The following is a 22113-nucleotide window of genomic DNA, read 5'->3' as shown; positions in this document are numbered from 1 at the left end:
CAAATCCCGCAGCTTGTCTGACTGATCGAGTCTTATGCGGGTGCCCCTGTGAACCTTGGGAGTAGGCACCATGACCCAGCAGTCTGTGGAGCCCAAGACCACCGCCGAGGACGCGGGCTCCGGCTCTCGTCCCGCCGCCGGCAGGTCTTGGCTCGACCGGTACTTTCACATATCCGATCGAGGGTCCACGCTCGCGCAGGAAGTGCGCGGCGGCATCACCACCTTCATGGCGATGTGTTACATCCTCCTGCTCAACCCCCTGATCCTGTCGACGCCCGACGTCGACAAGCACACGCTGGGCCACGCGGGCCTGGTGACCGCCACCGCACTCGCGGCCGCGGTCAGCACGCTGCTGATGGGCTTCATCGGCAAGGTTCCGCTCGCACTCGCCGCCGGACTCAACGTCTCCGCGGCCCTGACCACCCAGGTGGTCCCCAACATGACCTGGCCGCAGGCCATGGGCATGTGTGTCATGTACGGCGTCGTGATCATGCTGCTTGTCGTCACCGGCCTGCGCGAGATGATCATGAACGCCATCCCGCTGGCGCTCAAGCACGCCATCACCATGGGCATCGGCATGTTCGTCGCCCTGCTCGGCCTGGTGAAGGCCGGATTCGTCGGCCGGGGCCCGGACCACGGACCGCCGGTCACCCTCGGCGCCACCGGCCAGCTCGTCGGCTGGCCCGTCTTCTTCTTCGCGGTCACCCTGCTGCTGATCTTCGCCCTGCAGGCCCGCAAGGTCCCCGGCGCGATCCTGATCGGCATCGTCTCCGGCAGCGTCCTGGCCTTCGTGGTCACCAAGGCCGCGGGCCTGACCGACGCGGACTGGGGCGGCACCGCCCCCGGCCTCAGCGGCAGCGCGGTCTCCACGCCCGACTTCGGCCTCTTCGGCCACGTCGAGTTCGGCGGCTGGGGCTCCATCGGCGCCATCAGCGTCGGCATGATCGTCTTCACCCTTGTGCTGGCCGGCTTCTTCGACGCCATGGCCACCATCATCGGCGTCGGCCAGGAGGCCAAGCTCGCCGACGACCAGGGCCGCATGCCGGGCCTGTCCAAGGCGCTGTTCATCGACGGTGCGGGCGGCGCGATCGGCGGCGTCGCGGGCGCCTCCGGCCAGACCGTGTTCATCGAGTCCGCCTCCGGCGCCGGTGAAGGCGCCCGTACCGGCCTCTCCTCGGTCGTCACCGGCCTCTTCTTCGCGGCCTGCCTCTTCTTCACCCCGGTCACCCAGCTGGTCCCGGCCCAGGTCGCATCCGCCGCCCTGGTCGTCATCGGCTCGATGATGATGAGCGCCGCCAAGCACGTCGACTGGAGCGACCGCTCGGTGTCCATCCCGGTGTTCCTCACCGTGGCGCTGATGCCGTTCACGTACAACATCACCGCCGGTGTCGGCGCGGGCGTCGTCGCCTACACCGTCATCAAGGCGGCCCAGGGCAAGTGGCGCGAGATCGGCGGGTTCATGTGGGCCCTGACCGCGGTCTTCACGATCTACTTCGCCCTTCATCCCATCGAGAGCTGGCTCGGCGTCAAGTAGCGGCCGTGCCGCCGACGCCCTCCACACATCCGTAAGGAGACCGAACATGCTGGACATCGCCGAAGAGCTCAACCGGTGGGTCGAGCAGGGACGCGAGTTCGCCGTGGCCACCGTGGTGGCGGTCGGCGGCAGCGCGCCCCGGCAGCCGGGTGCCGCGCTCGCCGTCGACAGCGACGGCACGGCCATCGGCTCGGTCTCCGGCGGATGTGTGGAGGGCGCTGTCTACGATCTGTGCCAGCAGGCGCTCGAAGACGGCGAAACCGTCCTGGAGCGCTTCGGCTACAGCGACGAGGACGCCTTCGCGGTCGGTCTGACCTGCGGCGGCGTCATCGACATACTCGTCACCCCGGTCGCCGCAGACTCGCCCGCCCGCGAGGTGTTCGCCGCCGCCCTGGCCGCCGCCTCACACGGCGCGGCCGCCGCCGTCGCCCGGATCACCGACGGCCCCGCCGAACTGATGGGCCGCGCCCTGCTCGTCCACCCCGACGGCCGGTACGAGGGCGCGCTCGGCGGACACCCCGAGCTGGACCGCGCGGTCGCCGACGAGGCCACCGCCATGCTCGACGCGGGCCGCACCGGCACGATCTCCCTCGGCGCCGACGGCCGGCTGTGCGGCGAGCCGCTGACCGTCCTGGTCGAATCGAGCGTCCCGGCCCCCCGGATGATCGTCTTCGGCGCCATCGACTTCGCCGCCGCCCTGGTCAGGGTCGGCAAGTTCCTGAACTACCACGTCACCGTCTGCGACGCCCGGCCCGTCTTCGCGACGAGGACCCGCTTCCCCGAGGCGGACGAGATCGTCGTGGAGTGGCCGCACAAGTACCTGGAGCGCACGCAGACCGACTCCCGTACGGTCCTGTGCGTCCTCACCCACGACGCCAAGTTCGACATACCGCTCCTGGAGACCGCGCTGAAACTGCCGGTCGCCTACATCGGCGCGATGGGCTCCCGCCGCACCCACCTGGACCGCAACAAGCGGCTGCGCGAGGTCGGCGTCACCGAGCTCGAACTGGCCCGCCTGCGCTCCCCGATCGGCCTCGACCTCGGCGCCCGTACCCCCGAGGAGACCGCCCTGTCGATCGCCGCGGAGATCGTCGCCAACCGCCGCGGCGGCAGCGGAGTCTCCCTGACCGGCGCCCACACCCCGATCCACCACGACGCCTCGGACACGCCGGTGGGCCGCATCGGGTCGGTGGCCTAGGGGGCCGGACACCCCTTAGGGCGTACGCGCCCGGTCAGTCGCGCGCGAGTTGCTCGCCCAGCTCCGTGCGGGCGTACAGCACCACCCGTCCCGCGCGGGCGCGGCTGACCAGACCGGTCTGGTGCAGCACCGACAGGTGGTGCGAGACCGCGCTCGCCGTGACGCCGAGCCGGCGGGCCAGCTCGGTCGTCGACGCCGGGCCCGCCAGGGACAGCAGCAGCGCAGCCTTCGGGCGCCCCACCAGCGAGGCCAGCGCCCCCGCGGGCCTCGGCGGCCGAGTCTCCCAGAGCGTGCCGGTACCCCGCGCCGGATACGAGATCACCGGCGCCTCCTCGGGCCCCAACGGACTGATCGCATGCTGCGCGAACAACGTCGGCACCAGCCAGAACCCGCGCCCGTCGACCGTCGCGGCCAGGTGCAGATCCCGGTGGACGAACAGGGTCAGCCGGCCGTCCCGCCACGTCGCGCTCGGATCCAGCGAAGTGAGCAGCGCGGCGGCCCCGTCCCGGGCGAGCAGCCGCGCCCGGTGCACCATGTCCGCTTCGAGCACCGCCCGCATCCGCGACCAGTGCGGGGCGATCGCCAACTCCCAGTACGCCTCCACCACATCCGCGATCGCATCCCTCAACTGCCGGGGATCGTCGGCCAGTTGAGCGAGTCGCGGCGGCAGCGGACGGCTCGCGTAGGCGGCCCGCACATCGGCGAGCGCCTTGGCCGGGGGAGTGGCCCGCACCCTGCGCAGCTCGTCGGCGACATCCGGCAGCGGAGAATCCGGGCGCGGGGTGATGAAGTCGGGGATCCAGCCGCTGCCGCCCACCGCCAGTTCGCGGAGCAGACCGGTGTCCGGGACACCCGGAGACCTCAGGGCCTCCCGGGTCCGCCGTACCCACGGAAGGTGCAGCGCGTATTTGTCGGGTCGTTTGAGGGCCCACAGACTGGTGGCCGTTTCCAGTAGCGGTGAGCAGGCGAAACGCATATCGGCGAGATCGTCGACGCCGAGTCGGTAGCTGAGCATTGAGGCTGAGCCTAAATCCCTGTCGATCCTTCGCCCAAGGCCGTTGAGTAGGGGGCATGTCCTCCACTTCCACCGGGGCGGCAGCACTGCTGCCGCCCCGCGGTCCGCTGCGCGCCTACGCCGTCACCACGCTGGTCGACTGGATCGGCAACGGCCTCTTCCACACCGGCGCCATCATCTTCTTCACCCGCGTCGTCGGCCTCGGCGCGGCCCAGGTCGGCCTCGGGCTCACGGTGGCCGCGCTGCTCGGCCCGGCCGTGGCCGTCCCGGCCGGACGGCTCGGCGACCGGCTCGGCCACCGCCGCGTCTACCTGGCGACCGTCCTGGTCCGTGCCGTGGCCTTCGCGGGCTATCTGTTCGTCGGCTCCTTCGCGGGCTTCCTCGCCGTCGTCTGCGTGATCTCCCTGGCCGAAAGCGCCGCCAGGCCGGTCAAGAACGCCTACCTCGCCCAGCTCGCCGACGCCACGGCCCTGGTCGCGGTCAGCGCGTACAGCCGGGTCATGCTCAATATCGGCTTCTCGCTGGGCAGTCTGGGTGCCGGCGCGGCGCTCGCTGTCGACTCGCGCGCCGGGTACAACGGCCTCGTCCTCGGCAACTGCCTCTCGTACATGGTGGTCGCGGGCGTGCTGCTTCGGATGCCGGAAGGGAAACGGGTCGGCGGCGCGCCCGGTCCGGGCCGGCGCGGCGTGCTGCGTAACGGCCGGTTCCTGTTCCTGGCCGCACTCTCCGGGCTTCTCTACGTCAACGCCGATGTCCTCAACATCGGGTTGCCGCTGTGGATTTCGCAGCGCACCGAGGCGCCGCGCTGGTCGATCGCCGGACTCATGCTGCTCAACACCGCGCTGGCGATCCTGCTCCAGGTACGCGCGGCCCGCGGCAGCGACACCGTCGCGGGGGCCGCGGTGGCCGGCCGCCGGGCGGGCCTGGCGCTGCTCGCCGCGTGCGCCGTGACCGCGACGACCGCGGCCCTGACGCCGGTCGCCGCGATCGCCGTCCTCGCCGTGGGGGTCGCCCTGCTCACGGCGGGTGAGCTGCTCTCCTCGGCCAGCGGCTGGGGGATCTCGTACGGACTTGCCGCGCCGGAGCGGCAGGGTGAGTACCTGGGCGCTTGGGGCCTCGGGGCGGACCTCGCCAGGGCGGGCGGCCCGCTGCTTGTCGCGGTCCTGGTCACCGGGGGAGGCGTGGCGGGCTGGGTGGCGCTCGGCGCCCTGTTCCTGGCGGCGGGCACGGTCACGGTCCCGGTGGCGGGCCGGGCGGCCGGCACCCCGGAGCCGGCACGGCCCCGAGCCGTGCAACCAGCGGCGGCCGGAGCCGTGGAGCAGCCGGGCGGGTGAGGCCCCAAGGCTCCCCGATCCGGCCGATATCCGAGTGAACTCCCGTTTCGGCCGGGTTAGGGTCGCCGCATGAGCGAGCTCCAGTTCCGTGACGTGCCCGAGTCCGACGTCGACCGCGCCCTGGAGCTCTGGTGGCTCGTCTTCCACGACCGGCCGGACGAGAGGGAGAAGCGCGAGTACCACCGCGCGATGGTGCTGCGCTGCGACCGGGTCGGAGCGTACGACGGCGACGCGCTCGTCGGTTTTCTCGTCGCCCACCGCTTCACGCTGTCCATTCCGGGCGGTGAACTCCCTTGCCCGGGGCTGACGTTCGTGTCCGTCGCCCCCACCCACCGCCGCCGCGGCGTGCTCTCCGGCATGATCGCCGAACTGTTCCGGCGCTGCGCCGAGCACGCCCGGCCCATCGTCGCGCTCTGGGCCTCCGAGGCCGCCATCTACGGCCGCTTCGGTTTCGGCGCGGGCACCCACGGCACCTCCGTCGAGATCAACTCGACCCGTCCGCTCGCCCTGCGCATCGACCCGGACCGGCGCCCCCTGCGCCTGATCGACCCCGACGACGCGCCCGCCGAACTCGGCCCCTACTACGAGGCGACCCGCACCCGCCGGGCCGGCCGGATCGCGCGCGACACCGGACGCTGGCGCGGCGAGTGGCTGCCCGAGACCGACGAGGACGACGAGGAACTCGGCCCGCCCCGCATCGTCGGCCTCGGCGCCGTCGACGAACCGCTCGCCGGGTACGCCGTCTACCGCACCCGCCGCGAGGACGACCCGGCCAAGCCCGGCACCGTCCAGGTCGCCGAGCTGGAGGCCGACACCCCGGCGGGCGAGGCCGCGCTGTGGAACTACCTCGCGGGCATCGACCTCACCGGCACCGTCCGCGCCTGGGGCATCGCGCCGGACGACCCGCTGCTGCTCTTCGCCGCCGACCGCGACCAGGTGAAGGCCGTGGCCGAGTTCCCGGCGCTGTGGATCCGCCTCGTGGACGTACGCGCCGCGCTCACCGCACGCTCCTGGGCGGCCGAGGCCTCCCTCGTCCTGGAGGTCCGCGACGACCGCATCCCGGCCAACGCGGGCCGCTTCCGCCTGACGGTCTCCGCGCACGGGTGCACGTACGAGCCGACGGCGGCCGCGCCCGACCTCGGCCTCGACGTGCGCGAGCTGGCCGCCTGCTACCTCGGCGGCACCGAGGCCCGCCGCCTGGTTCTCGCGGGTCTGGTCACCGAGCACACCCCGGGCGCGGCGGCGGCCCTCGACGCGGCGCTGCGCACCCCGGAACTCCCGCACACCGTCGACGAGTTCTGACCGGCCGGGACGGGGGAGCGGGGGCTTCCCGCGCCGGAGTGACGAGCGTCTCGTCCCGTCCCGTTCCGGCCCGGGTCCATGGTCCTGTGGCGAATCGCCTGCTCGGAGCGGGAACCGGGAACCCCCTTGGCGGGGTCTTTGCCTGCGCGTTAGGGACCAAAGTCCCGGCGCGCGGCAGCCGAACCGAACCCCTCACACCACTGAGGTCGCGTCAACCTCCTTGCACATCAATGGAGTTGCCCGGAATCGGGTATTTTCCGTCCATACCCGGCCGGAGAGTTCACATTTCGGGATTCGAGCGCGATCGTGCGATCGTGGCGGACCGGTGAAGCTCCGCTGCCGTACCGGCATGTACCGAGGGGATGGGGAAAACCATGGCGCGTCTGACTGCCCACACACGCCGCATCGTGATGGCCGCAGCTACGGCCGCTGTACTGACCGGCGGCGTGGCAGCCGTCGTGTTCCTCGGCCACGACACCTCCTCCGAGGGCCCCGGCCCGGCCCTCGCCCACTCCTCCAAGGCCCCGGGCGAGTCCGACGACAAGCCGGCGGGATCCCACGGCGTGAGCGGCGACGACAGCGCACCGGACGGAACGGACGGCTCCGCCGATTCCACCGGGCCCGCCGTGCCCCCCGCCGGCGCGATAGCCGAGTCGATAGACCACGCCACGGAGAGCGGCGGCAAGTCCGTCTCGATCACCATCGACGACGGGCCGAGCCCGGTCTGGACGCCGAAGATCCTCGCCGTCCTGAAGCAGTACGGCGTCAAGGCCACCTTCTGCATGATCGGCCCGCAGGCCCAGGCCAACCCCGGCCTGGTCAAGCAGGTCGTCGCGGACGGCCACCGGCTCTGCGACCACACGGTCAGCCACGACGAGCAGATGAACAAGAAGCCCGTGCCCTACCAGAGCGCGCAGGTGCTCGACGCCCAGAAGATGATCGAGGACGCGGCGGGCGGCGCCAAGGTCCAGTACTTCCGCGCCCCCGGCGGCGCCTTCACCCCCGACAACCGCCACATCGCCGCCACCCACGGGATGCGGCCGCTCGGCTGGAACGTCGACACCAAGGACTGGAAGCAGCCCGGCACCGCGCAGATCGTGCAGACGGTGAAGCAGGAACTCAAGAACGGCCCGATCGTGCTCTTCCACGACGGCGGCGGCGACCGCGCCCAGACGGTCGCGGCCCTGAAGGAACTGCTTCCGTGGCTCGGGCAGCAGGGGTACGTGTTCAGCTTCCCGAAGGTCTGAGCCCGCCGAGGATCAAGCGCGAGGCCGTCCAACTGGTCGGCCTCGACGCCCTGTTGCGGGCCCGCCGGGCAGCGTCGGAGGAAATATTTGTCACCGCGACCACAGAAATTTACGCACCGTACGGCAAGGCTTTTTGGCGAGGCGGGCGAAATAGTAGTATTTGCCGTGCCAACCCGGCAGATCCGTGCTACGGTTGGCCCCAGTTGCAGTTGTGGTTCCCAAAGACTTCAAGTGCCTTGACGGTTTTATGCCGTCGGGCGCTTTTGTATTTCCGGTGCTTTTTCCGGACGGGGCAATCATCACAGTAACAACGGGGTCAGCACAGTGCGGACCCCCGGGCATTGCCCCGAAGGAGATATGACATGGCTACTGGCACCGTGAAGTGGTTCAACGCGGAAAAGGGCTTCGGCTTCATCGAGCAGGAGGGTGGCGGCCCGGACGTCTTCGCCCACTACTCGAACATCGCCTCCTCTGGCTTCCGTGAGCTTCAGGAAGGCCAGAAGGTGAACTTCGACGTCACGCAGGGCCAGAAGGGCCCGCAGGCCGAGAACATCACGCCTGCCTGACGCTGAGGCGTTTTCTGAACGCGGCTGGGGCTCGCACCTTGCGGTGCGGGCCCCAGCTCGTTGCTGTTTCACCGGGCCCGCCGTCCCACCGCGACGGCGTCCTTTCACGGCCCGCGGGACACCGGGCACCGCCCCGCGTCCCGCCACCCAGCGGACGAACCGCCCAGGCCCCGGCCCGGCGCGGCTCAGCCCGCTGTCCTGATCCGGCCCGTCCGCCCTCCGCGGCGGCGGCTGCCCGGCATTCCGACACTGGGCGGGGAATTTCCGCGCCCCAGTGCGGCCGGATCAGAATTCGACTTCTGTTTTCGGCTCGTTCTTGCGATGTCCCGGCCGCACAATTTCGCCGGGAGTCCCTCGATACGTGCCATATCGAGGAAGGTTCTCCTTGAACCGTTCAGCTCGCACGAACGACCGCTACTCCGGCTCCCGCAAGGGCGGCTCCACCGGCGCCGACCGCGGGGCCCGTTTCCGCCCGCAGGGCTCCGGCCGCTCCGGCGGCGCCCGCAGGCCCGCCGCACCGCAGGGCGAGTTCGCCCTGCCCGTCACCATCACCCCCGCGCTGCCCCCGGTCGCGGGCTTCGGCGAGCTCGACCTGCCCACCGAGGTGCTCGACCTGCTCGCGGGCCTCGGCATGAACGAGCCGTTCCCCATCCAGGCGGCCACCCTGCCGAACTCCCTCGCGGGCCGCGACGTCCTGGGCCGCGGCCGCACCGGCTCCGGCAAGACCCTCGCCTTCGGCCTCGCCCTGCTGGCCCGCACCGCGGGACGACGCGCCGACTCCAAGCAGCCGCTCGCCCTGATCCTGGTGCCCACCCGCGAGCTGGCCCAGCAGGTCACCGACGCCCTCACCCCGTACGCCCGCGCACTGAAGCTGCGGATGGCCACCGTCGTCGGCGGCATGTCGATCGGCCGCCAGGCCGGCGCGCTGCGCTCCGGCGCCGAGGTCGTCGTCGCCACGCCGGGCCGCCTCAAGGACCTGATCGAGCGCCGCGACTGCCGCCTGGACCGGGTCGCCATCACCGTCCTCGACGAGGCCGACCAGATGGCCGACATGGGCTTCATGCCGCAGGTCACCGAGCTGCTCGACCAGGTGCGCCCGGACGGCCAGCGGATGCTGTTCTCGGCCACGCTCGACCGCAATGTGGACCTCCTGGTCCGGCGCTACCTGCACGACCCGGTGGTCCACTCCGTCGACCCCTCGGCCGGTGCGGTCACCACGATGGAACACCACGTACTGCACGTGCAGAGCGCCGACAAGTACGCCACGACCACCGAGATCGCGGCCCGCGACGGCCGGGTGATCATGTTCCTGGACACCAAGCACGCCGTCGACCAGCTCACCAAGCACCTGCTCCAGAGCGGTGTGCGGGCCGCCGCGCTGCACGGCGGGAAGTCCCAGCCGCAGCGCACCCGCACCCTCGCCCAGTTCAAGACCGGCGCCGTCTCGGTCCTGGTGGCCACGAACGTCGCGGCGCGCGGCATCCACGTCGACAACCTCGACCTCGTGGTGAACGTCGACCCGCCGACCGACCACAAGGACTACCTGCACCGCGGCGGCCGCACCGCCCGCGCGGGTGAGTCCGGCAGTGTCGTCACCCTGGTCCTGCCCAACCAGCGCCGCGAGATGAGCCGCCTGATGATGGCCGCCGGGATCACTCCGACCATCACCCAGGTCCGCTCCGGCGAGGCGGAACTGAGCCGCATCACCGGCGCCAAGGCCCCCTCCGGCATCCCCATCGGCCCGTCCGCGCCGCCGGCGGACCGCCCCCAGCGCGGCCAGGCCCCCTTCCGCGGCCGCGGCACCGCCCGAGGCCAGTCCGGCCGCACCGGCACCTCGCGCCGCGCGGGCGAATCCCGCGAGCTCGCCGAGGCCCGCAAGGCCGCCCGGATCCGCCGAGCCGCCTGACCCCCACGGGGTGGCCGGCGACACCGTGACCGGTCACCCCAGCACTCAACTCGCCTGATTCCGCGGGCACATGGGGGCGGGGCGTTGGCCGGGCCGGGGTGCGTAAGGGCGAACACTGATCACGCGGTCCCGGGGGGCGCTCGGTAGCGTGCACCCCATGCCCTCGAAGACCGGTACCACGACCAGCCCGCGGCGCCCCAGGCACGCTCACCCCGTGCTCTCGGCCCGTGCCCTGAATCGCGCCACGCTCGACCGGCAGCTCCTGCTGCGGCGCAGTGACTCGCTCTCGCCCAGGGAAGCCGTCGCGCATCTGCTCGGGCTCCAGGCGCAGAACGTGAAGCCGCCGTACTTCGCGCTCTGGTCGCGCCTCGCCGGGTTCCGGCCGGAGGCGCTCTCCAAGCTGATGGAGGCGCGTGACGTGGTGCGGATCGTCACCATGCGGTCCACCATCCACACGCACACGGCGGACGACGCCCTCACCCTGCGCCCGCTGGTGCAGGCCGCACGGGACCGGGAGCTGAACAACTTCCGCGCGGGGCTCGCCGGTGTCGACCTGGACCGGCTGGGTACCATCGCGCGCACGCTCGTCGAGGAGCGGCCGTACACCATGAAGGAGCTCCGCGAGGTGCTCCTCAAGGAGTGGCCGGACGCCGATCCGTTCGCGCTGTCCGTGGCCGCCCGCTGTGTGCTCCCCCTGGTGCAGGTCACCCCGCGCGGACTGTGGGGCCGCAGCGGGCAGGTCGCGCTCACCACCGTCGAGCACTGGCTCGGCCGCACACCCGGGCCCGCGCCCGCACCCGACGAGACCGTACTGCGTTACCTGGCCGCCTTCGGCCCGGCCTCCGTCAAGGACATGCAGACCTGGTCCGGGCTCACCCGGCTCGGCGCGGCCTTCGAACGCCTGCGGTCCCAACTCGCCGTCTTCCAGGACGAGAACGGCGTCGAGCTCTTCGATCTGCCGGACGCGGCCAGGCCGGACGAGAGCGTTCCGGCGCCGCCGCGCTTCCTCCCCGAGTTCGACAACCTGCTGCTGTCGCACGCCGACCGCGCCCGGGTGATCCCGGCCGAGTACCGCGGCCGCAACTCGAACGGCAACCAGGCCCACCGCACGCTGCTCCTCGACGGCTTCCTCGCCGGAATCTGGCGCATCGAGGAGCCGAAGGGCGGGGCCGCCGTCCTCACCGTCCAGCCGTTCGGCGAGCTCGGCAGGGCGCGGCGCGCCGAGGTGGCCGAGGAGGGCGCGCGACTGCTCGCCGACATGACGTCGGCCACCTCGTACGACGTGCGGTTCGGGGAGTTCGCGGGCTAGGGCAGCCGGTGGGCCGACTAGTGGCTCAGGGCGTGGTCCCGGCGGGCGCATCCGGATACGGCGTGGCCGTGCCGCCGGGGCGCGGGCGGTGGCGAGAGCAGCGGGTCGACCGTCACACGGGTCACCCCGAGCGGGGCCGAGAGCGCCCTCAGGGCGGGCTCGGCGAGCCGGATCCAGGACTGGTCGCCGCCCAGGACGGCGTTCAGCCGGTCCGGGCTGGTGAATCCGACGGCGGTGCGCACGCCGAACTCGTCGCGCAGGAAGCGCAGTTGGTGTCCTCCGGCAGAGCCGAGCCGAACCGGCACGTACAGCGGCCCTGCCGGGCGGCGTTCTTCGGGGTCGGCGTCCTCGATGGTGAGGCTGAGCATGGTGTCCTCCGGTGCGGGAGTTCTGATGCCGTGCGCGTGATGCGGCCGTACCTTCCGAAGCTATGCCCGCACCGGGGGCGTGGCGTCACACCATGACGCGGCGTTGACCCCGGCGCGCGCGATTTTGACGCGCGCTTGGCGCAGGTCGGCGCGGAGGGGCCGGCCGGGCGGGTGGCGGCGGCCCGTGCGCCGCGTTCACCCCACCGGGTGGCGGCACCCGCAGTGATCCATCCGCCCGCCTAGTCCGCCCGGCCCGTCGCCGCGACCGTCACGCCGAGACCGATCATCGCGAAGCCGCCCGCGCCGCCGATCATCGACAGGCGCCGCTCGGAGCGCGCGAACCAGCCGCGGGCCGCCGAGGCGCCCAGGCCCCACAGGGTGTCCGTGACCAGGCCGATGGTGATGGGGGCCAGGCCGAGCAGCAGCATCTGGGCGGGCAGGTGCCCGGCCGAGTGGTCCACGAACTGCGGCAGCACCGCCGCGAAGAAGACGATGCCCTTGGGGTTGGTGACGCCCACCAGGATGCCGTCCGCGACGGTCCGCAGGTCGCCGTGGGCCGGCCGGACCGCGGCCGCAGTCTCGCCGATGGCGGCCACCCCCAGCCGCATGTCCTTGCGGTGCCGGTACGCCTGCACCCCGAGCAGGACGAGATACGCGGCGCCCGCCAGTTTCACCACCATGAACACGGCCGCCGAACGCTCCACCAGCGCACCGATGCCGAGCGCCACCGCGCACACCAGCCCGTACGAGCCCACGACATTGCCGAGGACGGTCGCGAGCGCGGTCCTGCGGCCGTGCGCGAGGGCGCGGCCGATCACGAACAGCACGCTCGGCCCGGGGATCACGATCACCAGCAGGGACATCGCCGCGAAGGCGAGAAAGCGGTCGGTCGACACCATGGCCGACATTCAACCCCACCCGTCCCCCGCGCGCCCAGGACCACGGCCAGGCCGCTCGCGAGTGGCCCCTGGATACAGTCGCCGCATGGAACTGCGGCAGCTCAGCTACTTCGTCACCGTCGCCGAAGAACTGCACTTCGGGCGGGCCGCCGAGCGGCTGCACATCGTCCAGTCGGCGGTCAGCCAGCAAGTGCGGCGCCTGGAGCGGGAGTTGGGGGCCGACCTCTTCGACCGCTCGCCGCGGCACGTGCGGCTCACCGCGGCGGGGGAGCGGCTGCTGCCGGAGGCGCGCACGGTGCTGGCCGCCGCCGAACGGGCCCGGACCGCGGTCCGGGAACGCGCCACGCTGCGGCTCGGTACCAGCACCGGACTCGGCGACCACCTCGACCGGGTGCTCGCCGCGTTCGCCCGGCTCGCCCCGGACACCGCGGTCGAGCTGGTCTCCGCGTCCACCAGCGACCGCCTGGCGCGGGTCGCCGACGGCCGGCTCGACGCCGCCTTCGTCCGCTCCCGGCAGCCCGCGCCGGGCCTGCGCATCGTGCCGCTGTGGGAAGAACCCCTGGTCGCGGCCGTCCCCGCCACGCATCCGCTGGCCCGCCAGGACGAGATAGCCCTGCCCGACCTGGCGGGCCTGCCGCTGTGCATCACCGCCCGCCGCAACAACCCCGCTCTCGTGGACCTGGTCGTCGGCGCCTGCCACGCGGCGGGCTTCGAGCCCGTACCGGGCCCGGTCAGCGGCTCCCTCCAGGACACCCTGGCCACGATCGGACTCGGCCCGCTGTGGACCGTGGTGTACGCGGCCCACGCCCGCGTCTTGCACAGCCCCCGGGTCGCCTTCCGCCCGTTCCGCGCCCCCAGCCTCGCCCTGCCGACCGGCCTCGCGGTGGACGCCGAACGCCCGACGGACACGGCCGATCTGCTCCTGAGAGCGTGTTCAACGGCTCTGACCAGCGACGATCACGAAAGCTGATCGCTGCGGTCGAGGTCTGCCTCTTGGTCGGGCGGTACGGATCCGATGGACTGAGGTCACGCCGGTGAGCGACCCGGAAAGGCCGGGAAGCCGCCGCTGGCAGAGGAGTCGGTCATGCCCGTCGTCACCATTCAGCAGGGTCCCCGCGATGTCGAGCTCAAGCGCGAGCTGGTCAAGCGGGTGACGGACGCGTTCGTCGACGCGTACAAGATTCCGGCCGAGAGCGTGCAGGTGTGGATCCACGAGGTCCCGAAGGACAGCTGGGGTGCGGCGGGTGTGCTGACTGCCGACAAGTAGCCCTGTGTGCCGGTGAGTTGGGGCCGGTGGCGCGAGCCACCGGACACCCGGGGTGCAAGCCCCCCCCGGACACCCGCCGCCTCACCCCCGCCGCGGGGCCCCGTCCGTACGGGGGTCGGACGGGCGCGGGTCCGCCGTCCGCCGGGAGCCCTCCCGGCGGGGCGGGCCGTCCGCCCCGTAGCGGCCGCGACCGTACGCCGCGAGTGCGGTCAGCGGTACGGAGAGTACGGCAGCGGCCCCGAACAGGCCCTGGAATGCGCCCAGTTGGGCCGCCTGGGCGCCAAGTCCCGTGCCCAGTGCGCTGCCCAGGTACAGGGCGACCCCGAAGAAGGCGATCCCCGTGGCGCGGGCGCCCGGGACCAGCAGGGTCGCCCACGCCTGCACCGTGGAGTGCAGGAACGCCCAGCCGCCGCCCAGCAGCAGCGCGGTCAGCATCAGCGTCGCCAGGGACGGGTGCAGCGCGGCCACGGCGTACGCCAGGGTCAGCTGGATCCCGCCCGCCACGATCAGCGCGACCGGGCCGAGGCGGCCGGCGAGGCGCCGCACCAGCTGGGCCCCGCCCATCGCCGCGATCCCGTACAGCGCCGCCACCGCGCCCGCGGTCGCCGGTGCCGCGCCGAGCGATTCGAGGGCGGGCGGCAGATAGGTGAAACAGCCGAGCAGCACGCCCCCTTCGAGGAGCGCCACCCCCATCACGTACCACTGCCAGCGCGAGCGCAGCACGGTGCGCAGCGCGCCGCCCTCGCGGGGTGCGCGCACCGGCTCGGGCAGTCGGCGCAGGGCGAGCGCCAGATATCCGGCGAGCAGGCCCGGCAGGGCGAACACGAGGCGCCAGCTCACCCAGTGGGCCAGCGCCCCGGCGACCACGGTGGCCAGTGCCGTCCCGAGCGCGAACGCCGTCATCAGGCCGCCCAGTGCCCGCTGCCGCCCGGACGGCGCCACCGTGTCACCCACGTACGTCAGCGAGCCCGCGATGGCGGCCGCGAAACAGGCCCCGGTGACCGCGCGCGCTCCGATCAGGGCCGCGGCCCCCGGCGCCAGCGCCGAGGCGAGCGCTCCGGCGGCCGCCGCCGCGAGCGACCAGCGCATTACCCGCACCCGGCCGAACCGGTCGCTCGCCACGCCCCAGACCGGCTGGGCCAGCCCGTAGCAGAGGGTGTACGCGCTCGCGGCGAGCGCGGCCGTGCCGAGCGGCACACCGAAGGCGGAGCCGATCAGCACCAGCATCGGCGCGATCGAGAAGCGGTCGAAGTTGCTGACGAACCCGGCGGCGCCGAGCAGCCGCGCACGGTGGCGGGTGTCCATCGGTGAAGTGGTCATGTGCCCAGCTCAGCAGGGGGATTGAGGTCCGTGTCCGGTCAGCCGATTACCATCACTCACACCGTGACGCACTCACCACAGCCCCGCGCGGAACTCGGCGCGTTCCTGCGCTCGCGCCGCGAGCGCCTCGCCCCGGCCGACCTTGGGCTGCCCGCCGCGCCCCGCCGCCGCACCCCCGGCCTGCGCCGCGCGGAGGTCGCCGAGTCCGCCGGGATCAGCACCTCCTGGTACGCGTGGCTTGAGCAGGGGCGGGTGCGTACCTCGGAGCAGGTGCTGCGGGCGGTGGCGCGGGCGCTGCGCCTCGATCCGGCCGAGACCGCGCACGTGCTGTCCTTCGCGGAGGACGCTCCGCCGCGCACCGCACCGGCGAGCTGGGTCTCGCCCAACCTGCGCTCCCTGGTCGACGCGATGCTGCCGCATCCGGCGATGGTCATCGACCCGCACTGGGACCTGCTCGCCTGGAACGCCTCGTACGCCGCGCTCCTCACCGATCTCGCACGGCTCCCGGCCAAGCGGCGCAACATGCTCTGGCTGGTGTTCCGCTGGCCGCCGTGCCGCACGCTGCTCGCCGACTGGGAGCCCGAAGCCCGTTCCCTGCTCGGGCAGTTCAGGGCGCGGGCCGCCCACCACCCGGACGATCCCCGGTATGCCGAGATCATCGAGGAGATCAGCGCGGACCCGTGTGCCGCGCGCTGGCTGGAGCAGCGGGAGACGGCGGCCTTCCGCCCGGCCGTCAAGCGCTTCCGGCATCCGGTCGCGGGCGATCTGCGGCTGCGCTCCGTCAAGCTCGCGGCGGTCGACGAGCCCGGCCACCACTTCCTGGCCTACCTGCCCGACGACCCGGCCGCGCACGACGCCCTCCGCCAACTCGCCAAGGCCTGAAGCTCACGGCAGCAGCCCCGCCCGGCGGGCCGCCACGACCGCTTCGAGGCGGGTGTGCGCACCCAGCTTCCGCATGGCCGAGCGGAGATCGCCCTTCACCGTCTCGGGGGGCAGGCCGAGGCGTTCCCCGGCGGCCGCGTTCGTCGTGCCGGACGCCACACACGCGAGGACGTCCAGGTCGCGCGGGGTCAGCGCCACCGCCCGCCCGGCGCGCGGCCCGGCCGCCCCGGCCAGGCGGCCGCACACGCCGAGCAGCGCCGCGCGCAGCTCCGGATCGGCGACCCGCGGGGCCGGCGCGCGCAGTTCCCCGTGCGTCTGCCTGACCTCCTCCCAGGCACCGGAGCCGGTGTCCGCGGCCCGCTCACCGGCCGCGGTGAGCAGCCGCTCGGCCTCGTCCCGTACGGCCAGGGCCTGTTCGACATCGCGCGCCGCCTCGACCGCCGCACCGAACAGCCGGTCGCCGATCGGCAGGGCCTCGCGCAGCGCCGCGTACAGCACCCCGCGTACCCGCCTGCGCACGACCACCGGCACCGCGACCACCGAGCGCAGGCCCTCGGCGGTGACCGCCGCGTCGTACTCGTGTGAAATGTGCCGCGACTCCCGGTAGTTGGTGACCGCGCAGGGCCGGGCAAGCGCCACCGACTTGCCGCCGAGCCCGCTGCCCGCGGAGCTGACCGGGCCGCGCAGTGCGGCGGTGGCCGTGCCGCTGAGCGATGAAGCTGCGCGCCGTCGTCATCCCCGCCACCCCGCTGCTCGGCCCCGCCGACCTGCGCGACCGCGTGGCGCGCGGCCGGGTGCGGCACGTGATCGTGCGAACCGCGGACGCGCCGAAGTTCGCCGAGATGCCGGGCGACTACACCCGGATCGCGGTCGGGGCACGCGCCGAGGGCTGGCTCGCCTACGAGGACTCGCACACCGCCGCCGGGCCCTTCGAGCCGGACGGCATCACCCGCGCCGACGACCCGCTGATGCTGTACTTCACCTCCGGCACCACGGCCCGCCCCCAAGCTGGTCGAGCACACCCATGTGTCGTACCCCGTGGGGCACTTGTCGACGATGTACTGGATCGGCCTCAGGCCCGGCGACGTCCACCTCAACACCTCCTCGCCGGGCTGGGCCAAGCACGCCTGGTCGAACCTGTTCGCGCCGTGGAACGCCGAGGCCACCGTCTTCATCTTCACCTACACACGCTTCGACGCGGCCCGCCTGATGGCCGAGATGGACGCGGCGCATGTCACCAGCTTCTGCGCACCGCCGACGGTGTGGCGGATGCTCATCCAGGCGGACCTCGGCGCGCTGCGCACCCCGCCGCGCGAAGTGGTCGCGGCGGGCGAGCCGCTCAACCCCGAGGTCATCGAGACCGTGCGCCGCGAGTGGGGGCGTGGTCATCCGGGACGGCTTCGGGCAGACCGAGACCGCCGTCCAAGTCGCCAACACACCAGGCCAGTTGCTCAAGGCGGGCTCGATGGGGCGACCCTGCCCCGGCTTCCGCGTGGAGCTGCTCGACCCGCTGGCCGGCAAGCCGGTGGCGCGGAGGGCGAGATCACCCTCGACCTTGTCGGCCGACCCGGTGGGCCTGATGACCGGCTACCACGGCGACCCCGAGCGCACCGCCGAGTCGATGGCCGGCGGCTACTACCGCACCGGCGACATCGGCTCGCGCGACGCCGAGGGCTGATCACGTACATCGGGCGCGCCGACGACGTCTTGAAGACGCCAAAATCAACTGCCATTCGTTTTCGATTGCGGCTGGACAGCTGATCGTTTACGCACGACTGTGGGCCCTTACCGGGTAGTGCTCGGGATGTCAGGTCCTTGTTGCGGATGCGGGAGTGAGTGCATGCGGATTCCGATGACCATCGCGGACTTCCTTGACCGGGCGGAGCTGGGGTTTTCCTCCAGTCCGGGGGTGGTCGACGAGCCGGACCAACCCGGCCCGCCGGTACCTGAGTTGACGTACGGGCGACTGGGTGAGCGGGTCCGGGCGTGGCAGGCGGGGTTTGACGCGCTGGGGGTGGGCGAGGGCGAGCGGGTGGCGGTGGTCAGCCACAACTCGACGCGGATGCTGGAGCTGCTGTTCGCGGTGCCGATGAGCGGCCGGATCTGTGTGCCGGTCAACTTCCGCCTCAAGCCCGAGGAGGTCGCGTACCTGGTGCGGCAGAGCGGGGCCTCGGTGCTGCTCGTGGACCCGGAGCTGGACGACGCGCTGTCGGGCGTGAAGGCGCGCCACCGGTTCGTACTGGGTGAGCAGACCGAGACGGAGCTGATGCGGTTCGGGGTCGAGCCGCGCCCGTGGTCCAGGCCGGACGAGGATGCCACCGCGACGATCAACTACACCTCGGGGACCACCGCCCGCCCCAAGGGCGTCCAGCTGACGCACCGCAATATCTGGGTCAACGGCCTGACCTTCGGGCTGCACACCCGGGTGTGGGAGCGCGATGTGTACATGCACACGTTGCCGATGTTCCACTGCAACGGCTGGGGCATGCCGTACGTGATGGCCGGACTCGGGGTCAAGCAGGTGGTGCTGCGCAAGGTCGACGGCGCGGAGATCCTGCGCCGGGTCGACGAGCACGGGGTGACGCTGATGTGCGGGGCGCCCGCGGTGTGGAACGCGGTCCTTGACGCGGCGGCGAGTTGGGAGGGCGAGATCCCGGGCCGCGACCGCGTCCGGGTGGTCTGCGCGGGGGCGCCGCCGCCGACCAGGACGATCCAGCGGATGGGAGAGGAGCTGGGCTGGGAGTTCACCCAGATCTACGGCCTCACCGAGACCTCCCCCCTCCTCACCTTCAACCGGACCCGGCCCGCCGATGCGGGCCTGCCGGCCGAGGAGCGGGCCCGCAGGCTGTCGCGGGCCGGACTCCCGGCGCTCGGCGTCAAGTTGGAGGTGGCTGCCTCCGGTGAGGTCCTCGCCCGCTCGAACGTCGTGCTGGAGGGGTATTGGGACAAGCCGGAGGAGACGGCGGCGGTATTGGAGGACGGCTGGTTCCACACCGGTGACGGCGGCACCATCGACGCGGCGGACGGGTATCTGACGATCTCCGACCGGAAGAAGGACGTGATCATCACCGGCGGGGAGAACGTGTCGTCGATCGAGGTCGAGGACACGATCTTCAGCCACCCGGCGGTCGCCGAGGTCGCCGTGATCGGCGTGCCCGACGAGAAGTGGGGCGAGACGATCAAAGCCCTGGTGGTCCTGGCCGAAGGGGCGACGGCCCAGGAGGCGGACATCATCGCGCACTGCAAGGAGCGGATGGCCGGCTACAAGGCGCCGACAAGTGTCGAGTTCCGCGACGCCATCCCGCGCACCGCCACCGGCAAGATCCAGAAGTTCAAGCTGCGTGAGCCGTACTGGTCCGGTCTGGACCGTGAGGTCAACTGACCGCCGGCCCCGGACGCGAGGCCGGATGTAACGTACGTCGGCCGCATTGGGTGATCGTCGGCGAACGCAGCCTACGTGCCTGGATGTGACAGGCCGAGCCTGCAGGGACCGCACTGTCCCCGGCGTACAGCCCGACTCGTCTGTCTTTGTGGCTCTGACCAGGGATTTTGCCCTGGTCAGGGCCACGATGCGTTCCGCCGGGCTTCCCTCGTCGACCTGCGTTTTCCGGGGAGTTCCCGCGTGGATGTGCACTGGTTGTGCACGCGGGGAGGTGGGCGACTGGGGCGCCCGAGGCGGCTGAGGGTGGCCCATGGCATCCCGCTGGAGCGGCCTCGGAGGCACTGGGGACACGATCGTGCCAGGGGATTGTCGATCCCCTGGTGAGTGGAATGTGGCCATCGGCAGGTACGGCTCGACGAACTCCCAGTCCGCATCCGTCAGTTGCTCCCGCGTCACGGAAGACGACCTAACCAGAACACGTCATGCACTGCGGGAAGTCCCACAGATCGATCACGACTCGATACGCGGCCTAGTGCAGCGCCGCGTTGGTCCTTCGGGGGTTCATGCGGCTTTGAGTGGGCTGCCGTCGTAGGTCCAGCGGTAGGGCTTGGCGTCGTGTTCGTCGTAGGCCAAGACGAAGGTGGCGCTCGACGATGCCGGCGAAGGGAACCCCGCGCCGCACGACATAGTCCCGGCGGATGACTCCGGTACCTCGCGGGGGCTACGAACGACACCCATCTATGGGCTGATTCGATACGGAGCTGCGGAACCTAGCGTCGATCCCATGAAACGCAATCGCCGTATCAGCGCTGTCGCGGCGCTGGCGCTCGCCGCCCTCGTCACCGGAACCGGCACCGGGTTCGCCGCCACGACCACACCGTCGGCCACACCGGTGGCCACGCACGCGTTCGACACCGCACCGGCCGCGGCCACCGCGCCCACGCGGACCTTCCACGGCACGCTCCCCGCGCCGACCGGCCCCTACGCCGCCGGCGAGGAGATCATCCACCTCACCGACACGAGCCGCCTCGACCCGTGGGTGCCGTCGTCCGGCCCCCGCCAACTGACCGTCACGTTGGTCTACCCCGCCGTCCCCGGGACCGGGACCCCGGCCCCTTACATGACCGTCGCCGAGGCAGCCGGAATCACCGAGCGCCGGAAGTTGCCGGCGAGCACCGGCGTCACCCCGCAGACCCTTTCCAGCGTCACCACTCACGCCTTCGACGGCGCGCGGCCGCAACGCGGCAAGCATCCGCTGGTGGTCCTCTCAGCCGCGTCCGAGAACCCGCGCATGATGCTCACCTCGCTCGCGACCGACCTGGCCAGTCACGGCTACGTCGTCGCGCTCGTCGGCCACACCTATGAGGACAGCGGCGAGACGCTGGCGAACGGCCAGACGCCGCCGTGCGCGATCTGCGACCACCCGGAAACGATCGACTTCGACGCCGAAGCTGTCAGCCGCGGGCGGGACGTGTCCTTCGTGATCGACCAGTTGACGCACGGCAACACCGCGTGGCGCCTGGCACACCTCATCGACAAGCACGAGATCGGCATGGCCGGACACTCCCTCGGCGGAGCGGCGGCGGCCGCCACGATGATCGCCGACCCGCGGGTACGGGCCGGAGTGAACATGGACGGCACCTTCCACCCGGTCCCGATGCCCGGCCAGATCAACCGGCCCTTCCTCATGCTGGGTAGCGACGGCCACACGCCCGGCAGCGGCGACGGCATCGTGGGGCGGGCCTGGGCCGCCCTCGGCGGCTACAAGAAGTGGCTGACGGTCGCCGGCGCCGACCACTTCAGCTTCTCCGACCTGGACGTGCTTCAGGAGCAGGCCGGGTTCCCGACGGGGCCCCTCTCCCCGGAACGCGGGTTGGTGATCACCCGCGAATACGTGACGGCGTTCTTCGACCAGACGCTGAAGGGGATCCACAGTCCGCTGCTGGACGGCCCCTCGCCGAACAATCCGGAAGTACTCTTCCAGCACTACTGAGGTTTTCGGGTTGGTGTCGGGGGTGACGGTGGGTGATCCCTGCGGTATGCCGTTGATATGCGGTATGCGCAGGGTGGGGGTCTGACCGCTGAGCGGCAGGCTGTCCGTGAGGAGATCCGGCTGTGCGCCGGGAAACGGTTTGCCCAGGGTGAGAGAACCGCTGTGATCGCCAAAGACCTTCGGGTCAGCGAGCGGTCGGTGGAGCGGTGGCGGCGGGCCTGGCGTGAGGGCGGGATGGCGGGCCTGAAGTCTTCTGGTCCGGCGAAACTGCCCAAGCTGTCTGATGTGCAGTTCGAGCTGCTCGAGAGCGAGTTGGCCCGCGGGCCGGCCGCGCACGGCTGGGAGGACCAGCGGTGGACTTTGGAGCGGGTCCGGGCCGTGATCGGCAGACGGTTCCGTGTCTCCTGTTCCGTCGCGGGGACCTGGCGTTTGCTGCACCGGCACGGCTGGTCCTGGCAGTGTCCGGCCAGGCGGGCACTCGAGCGGGACGAGGATGCAGTGCAGTTGTGGAAGAAGGACGTGTGGCCGCAGGTGGAAGCACCGCGGCGGCGCTCGGGGCCCACATCGTCTTCGAGGACGAGGCCGGATTCG

The 22113-nt window shown here is 72.0% G+C and carries 18 protein-coding genes and 2 pseudogenes; 15 read left to right on the top strand and 5 right to left on the bottom strand.

Annotation, left to right across the window (positions count from 1 at the left end):
* The first annotated feature begins 70 nt into the window (after positions 1–70).
* Both ACIQ8J_RS27560 and ACIQ8J_RS27555 read left to right on the top strand, forming a co-directional pair.
* A complete protein-coding gene (locus ACIQ8J_RS27560) occupies positions 71–1534 on the top strand; it encodes an NCS2 family permease (RefSeq protein ID WP_403276915.1) in 1464 nt (487 codons plus the stop codon).
* 46 nt (positions 1535–1580) lie between these two features.
* Positions 1581–2732, top strand: coding sequence for an XdhC family protein (locus ACIQ8J_RS27555; RefSeq protein WP_403276914.1), 1152 nt, complete (start codon positions 1581–1583; stop codon positions 2730–2732).
* 34 nt (positions 2733–2766) lie between these two features.
* On the opposite strand, the gene ACIQ8J_RS27550 is transcribed toward ACIQ8J_RS27555, so the two are convergent.
* Complete coding sequence (locus tag ACIQ8J_RS27550; RefSeq protein ID WP_403276912.1) at positions 2767–3747, bottom strand: DUF5937 family protein; 981 nt, start codon at positions 3745–3747, stop codon at positions 2767–2769.
* Between the two features lie 56 nt (positions 3748–3803).
* On the opposite strand from ACIQ8J_RS27550, the gene ACIQ8J_RS27545 reads away from it, so the two are divergent.
* The 6 genes from ACIQ8J_RS27545 to ACIQ8J_RS27520 all read left to right on the top strand — a co-directional run bounded on the left by ACIQ8J_RS27545 (position 3804) and on the right by ACIQ8J_RS27520 (position 11411).
* Positions 3804–5081, top strand: a complete 1278-nt coding sequence (locus tag ACIQ8J_RS27545) for an MFS transporter (RefSeq protein WP_403276910.1) — start codon at positions 3804–3806, stop codon at positions 5079–5081.
* Positions 5082–5150: 69 nt separating this feature from the next.
* The gene (locus ACIQ8J_RS27540) at positions 5151–6383 is read left to right on the top strand and encodes a GNAT family N-acetyltransferase (RefSeq protein ID WP_403276909.1); all 1233 of its coding nucleotides are present in this window, start codon (positions 5151–5153) and stop codon (positions 6381–6383) included.
* A 374-nt stretch (positions 6384–6757) separates the two neighbouring features.
* Entirely contained in the window at positions 6758–7630 is an 873-nt protein-coding gene (locus tag ACIQ8J_RS27535) for a polysaccharide deacetylase family protein (RefSeq protein WP_403276907.1), read from the top strand.
* A 362-nt stretch (positions 7631–7992) separates the two neighbouring features.
* The gene (locus tag ACIQ8J_RS27530) at positions 7993–8196 is read left to right on the top strand and encodes a cold-shock protein (protein ID WP_053726075.1); all 204 of its coding nucleotides are present in this window, start codon (positions 7993–7995) and stop codon (positions 8194–8196) included.
* Between the two features lie 385 nt (positions 8197–8581).
* Positions 8582–10102: a DEAD/DEAH box helicase gene (locus ACIQ8J_RS27525; protein WP_403276903.1), complete on the top strand. Its 1521-nt coding sequence runs from the start codon at positions 8582–8584 to the stop codon at positions 10100–10102.
* 157 nt (positions 10103–10259) lie between these two features.
* Positions 10260–11411, top strand: a complete 1152-nt coding sequence (locus ACIQ8J_RS27520) for a winged helix DNA-binding domain-containing protein (protein ID WP_403276900.1) — start codon at positions 10260–10262, stop codon at positions 11409–11411.
* Between the two features lie 17 nt (positions 11412–11428).
* Here the strand turns inward: ACIQ8J_RS27520 and ACIQ8J_RS27515 are convergent, their stop codons facing one another.
* Positions 11429–11779 (bottom strand): SAV_915 family protein, encoded by a 351-nt coding sequence (locus ACIQ8J_RS27515; protein ID WP_403276898.1) that lies wholly within the window; start codon positions 11777–11779, stop codon positions 11429–11431.
* Between the two features lie 239 nt (positions 11780–12018).
* A complete protein-coding gene (locus ACIQ8J_RS27510) occupies positions 12019–12678 on the bottom strand; it encodes a LysE family translocator (protein ID WP_403276896.1) in 660 nt (219 codons plus the stop codon).
* 85 nt (positions 12679–12763) lie between these two features.
* Here ACIQ8J_RS27510 and ACIQ8J_RS27505 point away from each other — a divergent pair, with 85 nt between their 5' ends.
* Together ACIQ8J_RS27505 and dmpI are read left to right on the top strand one after the other, a co-directional pair.
* The gene (locus ACIQ8J_RS27505) at positions 12764–13648 is read left to right on the top strand and encodes a LysR substrate-binding domain-containing protein (RefSeq protein WP_403276895.1); all 885 of its coding nucleotides are present in this window, start codon (positions 12764–12766) and stop codon (positions 13646–13648) included.
* Between the two features lie 114 nt (positions 13649–13762).
* The gene (gene dmpI / locus ACIQ8J_RS27500; protein WP_403276894.1) at positions 13763–13945 is read left to right on the top strand and encodes a 4-oxalocrotonate tautomerase DmpI; all 183 of its coding nucleotides are present in this window, start codon (positions 13763–13765) and stop codon (positions 13943–13945) included.
* 81 nt (positions 13946–14026) lie between these two features.
* Here dmpI and ACIQ8J_RS27495 read toward each other — a convergent pair whose 3' ends face one another.
* Positions 14027–15265 carry an MFS transporter gene (locus ACIQ8J_RS27495; protein WP_403276893.1) on the bottom strand — a complete coding sequence of 413 codons (1239 nt, stop codon included), beginning with the start codon at positions 15263–15265 and terminating at the stop codon, positions 14027–14029.
* A gap of 63 nt (positions 15266–15328) precedes the next feature.
* Between ACIQ8J_RS27495 and ACIQ8J_RS27490 the strand changes: the two genes are divergently transcribed.
* On the top strand, positions 15329–16147 hold the full coding sequence (locus ACIQ8J_RS27490) for a helix-turn-helix domain-containing protein (protein WP_403276891.1): 819 nt from the start codon (positions 15329–15331) through the stop codon (positions 16145–16147).
* Positions 16148–16150: 3 nt separating this feature from the next.
* On the opposite strand, the pseudogene ACIQ8J_RS27485 reads toward ACIQ8J_RS27490, so the two are convergent.
* Positions 16151–16852: pseudogene (locus tag ACIQ8J_RS27485) on the bottom strand (response regulator transcription factor); the annotation flags it as partial.
* 5 nt (positions 16853–16857) lie between these two features.
* Between ACIQ8J_RS27485 and ACIQ8J_RS27480 the strand changes: the two are divergent.
* The 4 genes and pseudogenes from ACIQ8J_RS27480 to ACIQ8J_RS27465 form a co-directional block, all read left to right on the top strand.
* Positions 16858–17908 (top strand): annotated as a pseudogene (locus ACIQ8J_RS27480) (AMP-binding protein); the annotation flags it as partial.
* A 79-nt stretch (positions 17909–17987) separates the two neighbouring features.
* Positions 17988–19529 carry an AMP-binding protein gene (locus ACIQ8J_RS27475; RefSeq protein ID WP_403276890.1) on the top strand — a complete coding sequence of 514 codons (1542 nt, stop codon included), beginning with the start codon at positions 17988–17990 and terminating at the stop codon, positions 19527–19529.
* A gap of 784 nt (positions 19530–20313) precedes the next feature.
* Positions 20314–21522: an alpha/beta hydrolase family protein gene (locus ACIQ8J_RS27470; protein ID WP_403276888.1), complete on the top strand. Its 1209-nt coding sequence runs from the start codon at positions 20314–20316 to the stop codon at positions 21520–21522.
* 57 nt (positions 21523–21579) lie between these two features.
* On the top strand, positions 21580–22113 hold a 534-nt coding region (locus ACIQ8J_RS27465; RefSeq protein ID WP_403607955.1), incomplete at its 3' end, for a winged helix-turn-helix domain-containing protein.

It is taken from the genome of Streptomyces sp. NPDC094147 (assembly GCF_044764265.1).
GTDB lineage: Bacteria > Actinomycetota > Actinomycetes > Streptomycetales > Streptomycetaceae > Streptomyces.
Note: the sequence above shows the minus strand (reverse complement) of the source record. Positions and strands in the feature narration are given on the sequence as shown.

Coding starts and splice junctions, on each gene's coding strand:
- ACIQ8J_RS27560 (WP_403276915.1), top strand. CDS start 71: ATGACCCAGCAGTCTGTGGAGCCCAAGACCACCGCCGAGGACGCGGGC.
- ACIQ8J_RS27555 (WP_403276914.1), top strand. CDS start 1,581: ATGCTGGACATCGCCGAAGAGCTCAACCGGTGGGTCGAGCAGGGACGC.
- ACIQ8J_RS27550 (WP_403276912.1), bottom strand. CDS start 3,747: ATGCTCAGCTACCGACTCGGCGTCGACGATCTCGCCGATATGCGTTTC.
- ACIQ8J_RS27545 (WP_403276910.1), top strand. CDS start 3,804: ATGTCCTCCACTTCCACCGGGGCGGCAGCACTGCTGCCGCCCCGCGGT.
- ACIQ8J_RS27540 (WP_403276909.1), top strand. CDS start 5,151: ATGAGCGAGCTCCAGTTCCGTGACGTGCCCGAGTCCGACGTCGACCGC.
- ACIQ8J_RS27535 (WP_403276907.1), top strand. CDS start 6,758: ATGGCGCGTCTGACTGCCCACACACGCCGCATCGTGATGGCCGCAGCT.
- ACIQ8J_RS27530 (WP_053726075.1), top strand. CDS start 7,993: ATGGCTACTGGCACCGTGAAGTGGTTCAACGCGGAAAAGGGCTTCGGC.
- ACIQ8J_RS27520 (WP_403276900.1), top strand. CDS start 10,260: ATGCCCTCGAAGACCGGTACCACGACCAGCCCGCGGCGCCCCAGGCAC.
- ACIQ8J_RS27515 (WP_403276898.1), bottom strand. CDS start 11,779: ATGCTCAGCCTCACCATCGAGGACGCCGACCCCGAAGAACGCCGCCCG.
- ACIQ8J_RS27510 (WP_403276896.1), bottom strand. CDS start 12,678: ATGGTGTCGACCGACCGCTTTCTCGCCTTCGCGGCGATGTCCCTGCTG.
- ACIQ8J_RS27505 (WP_403276895.1), top strand. CDS start 12,764: ATGGAACTGCGGCAGCTCAGCTACTTCGTCACCGTCGCCGAAGAACTG.
- dmpI (WP_403276894.1), top strand. CDS start 13,763: ATGCCCGTCGTCACCATTCAGCAGGGTCCCCGCGATGTCGAGCTCAAG.
- ACIQ8J_RS27495 (WP_403276893.1), bottom strand. CDS start 15,265: ATGACCACTTCACCGATGGACACCCGCCACCGTGCGCGGCTGCTCGGC.
- ACIQ8J_RS27475 (WP_403276890.1), top strand. CDS start 17,988: ATGCGGATTCCGATGACCATCGCGGACTTCCTTGACCGGGCGGAGCTG.
- ACIQ8J_RS27470 (WP_403276888.1), top strand. CDS start 20,314: ATGAAACGCAATCGCCGTATCAGCGCTGTCGCGGCGCTGGCGCTCGCC.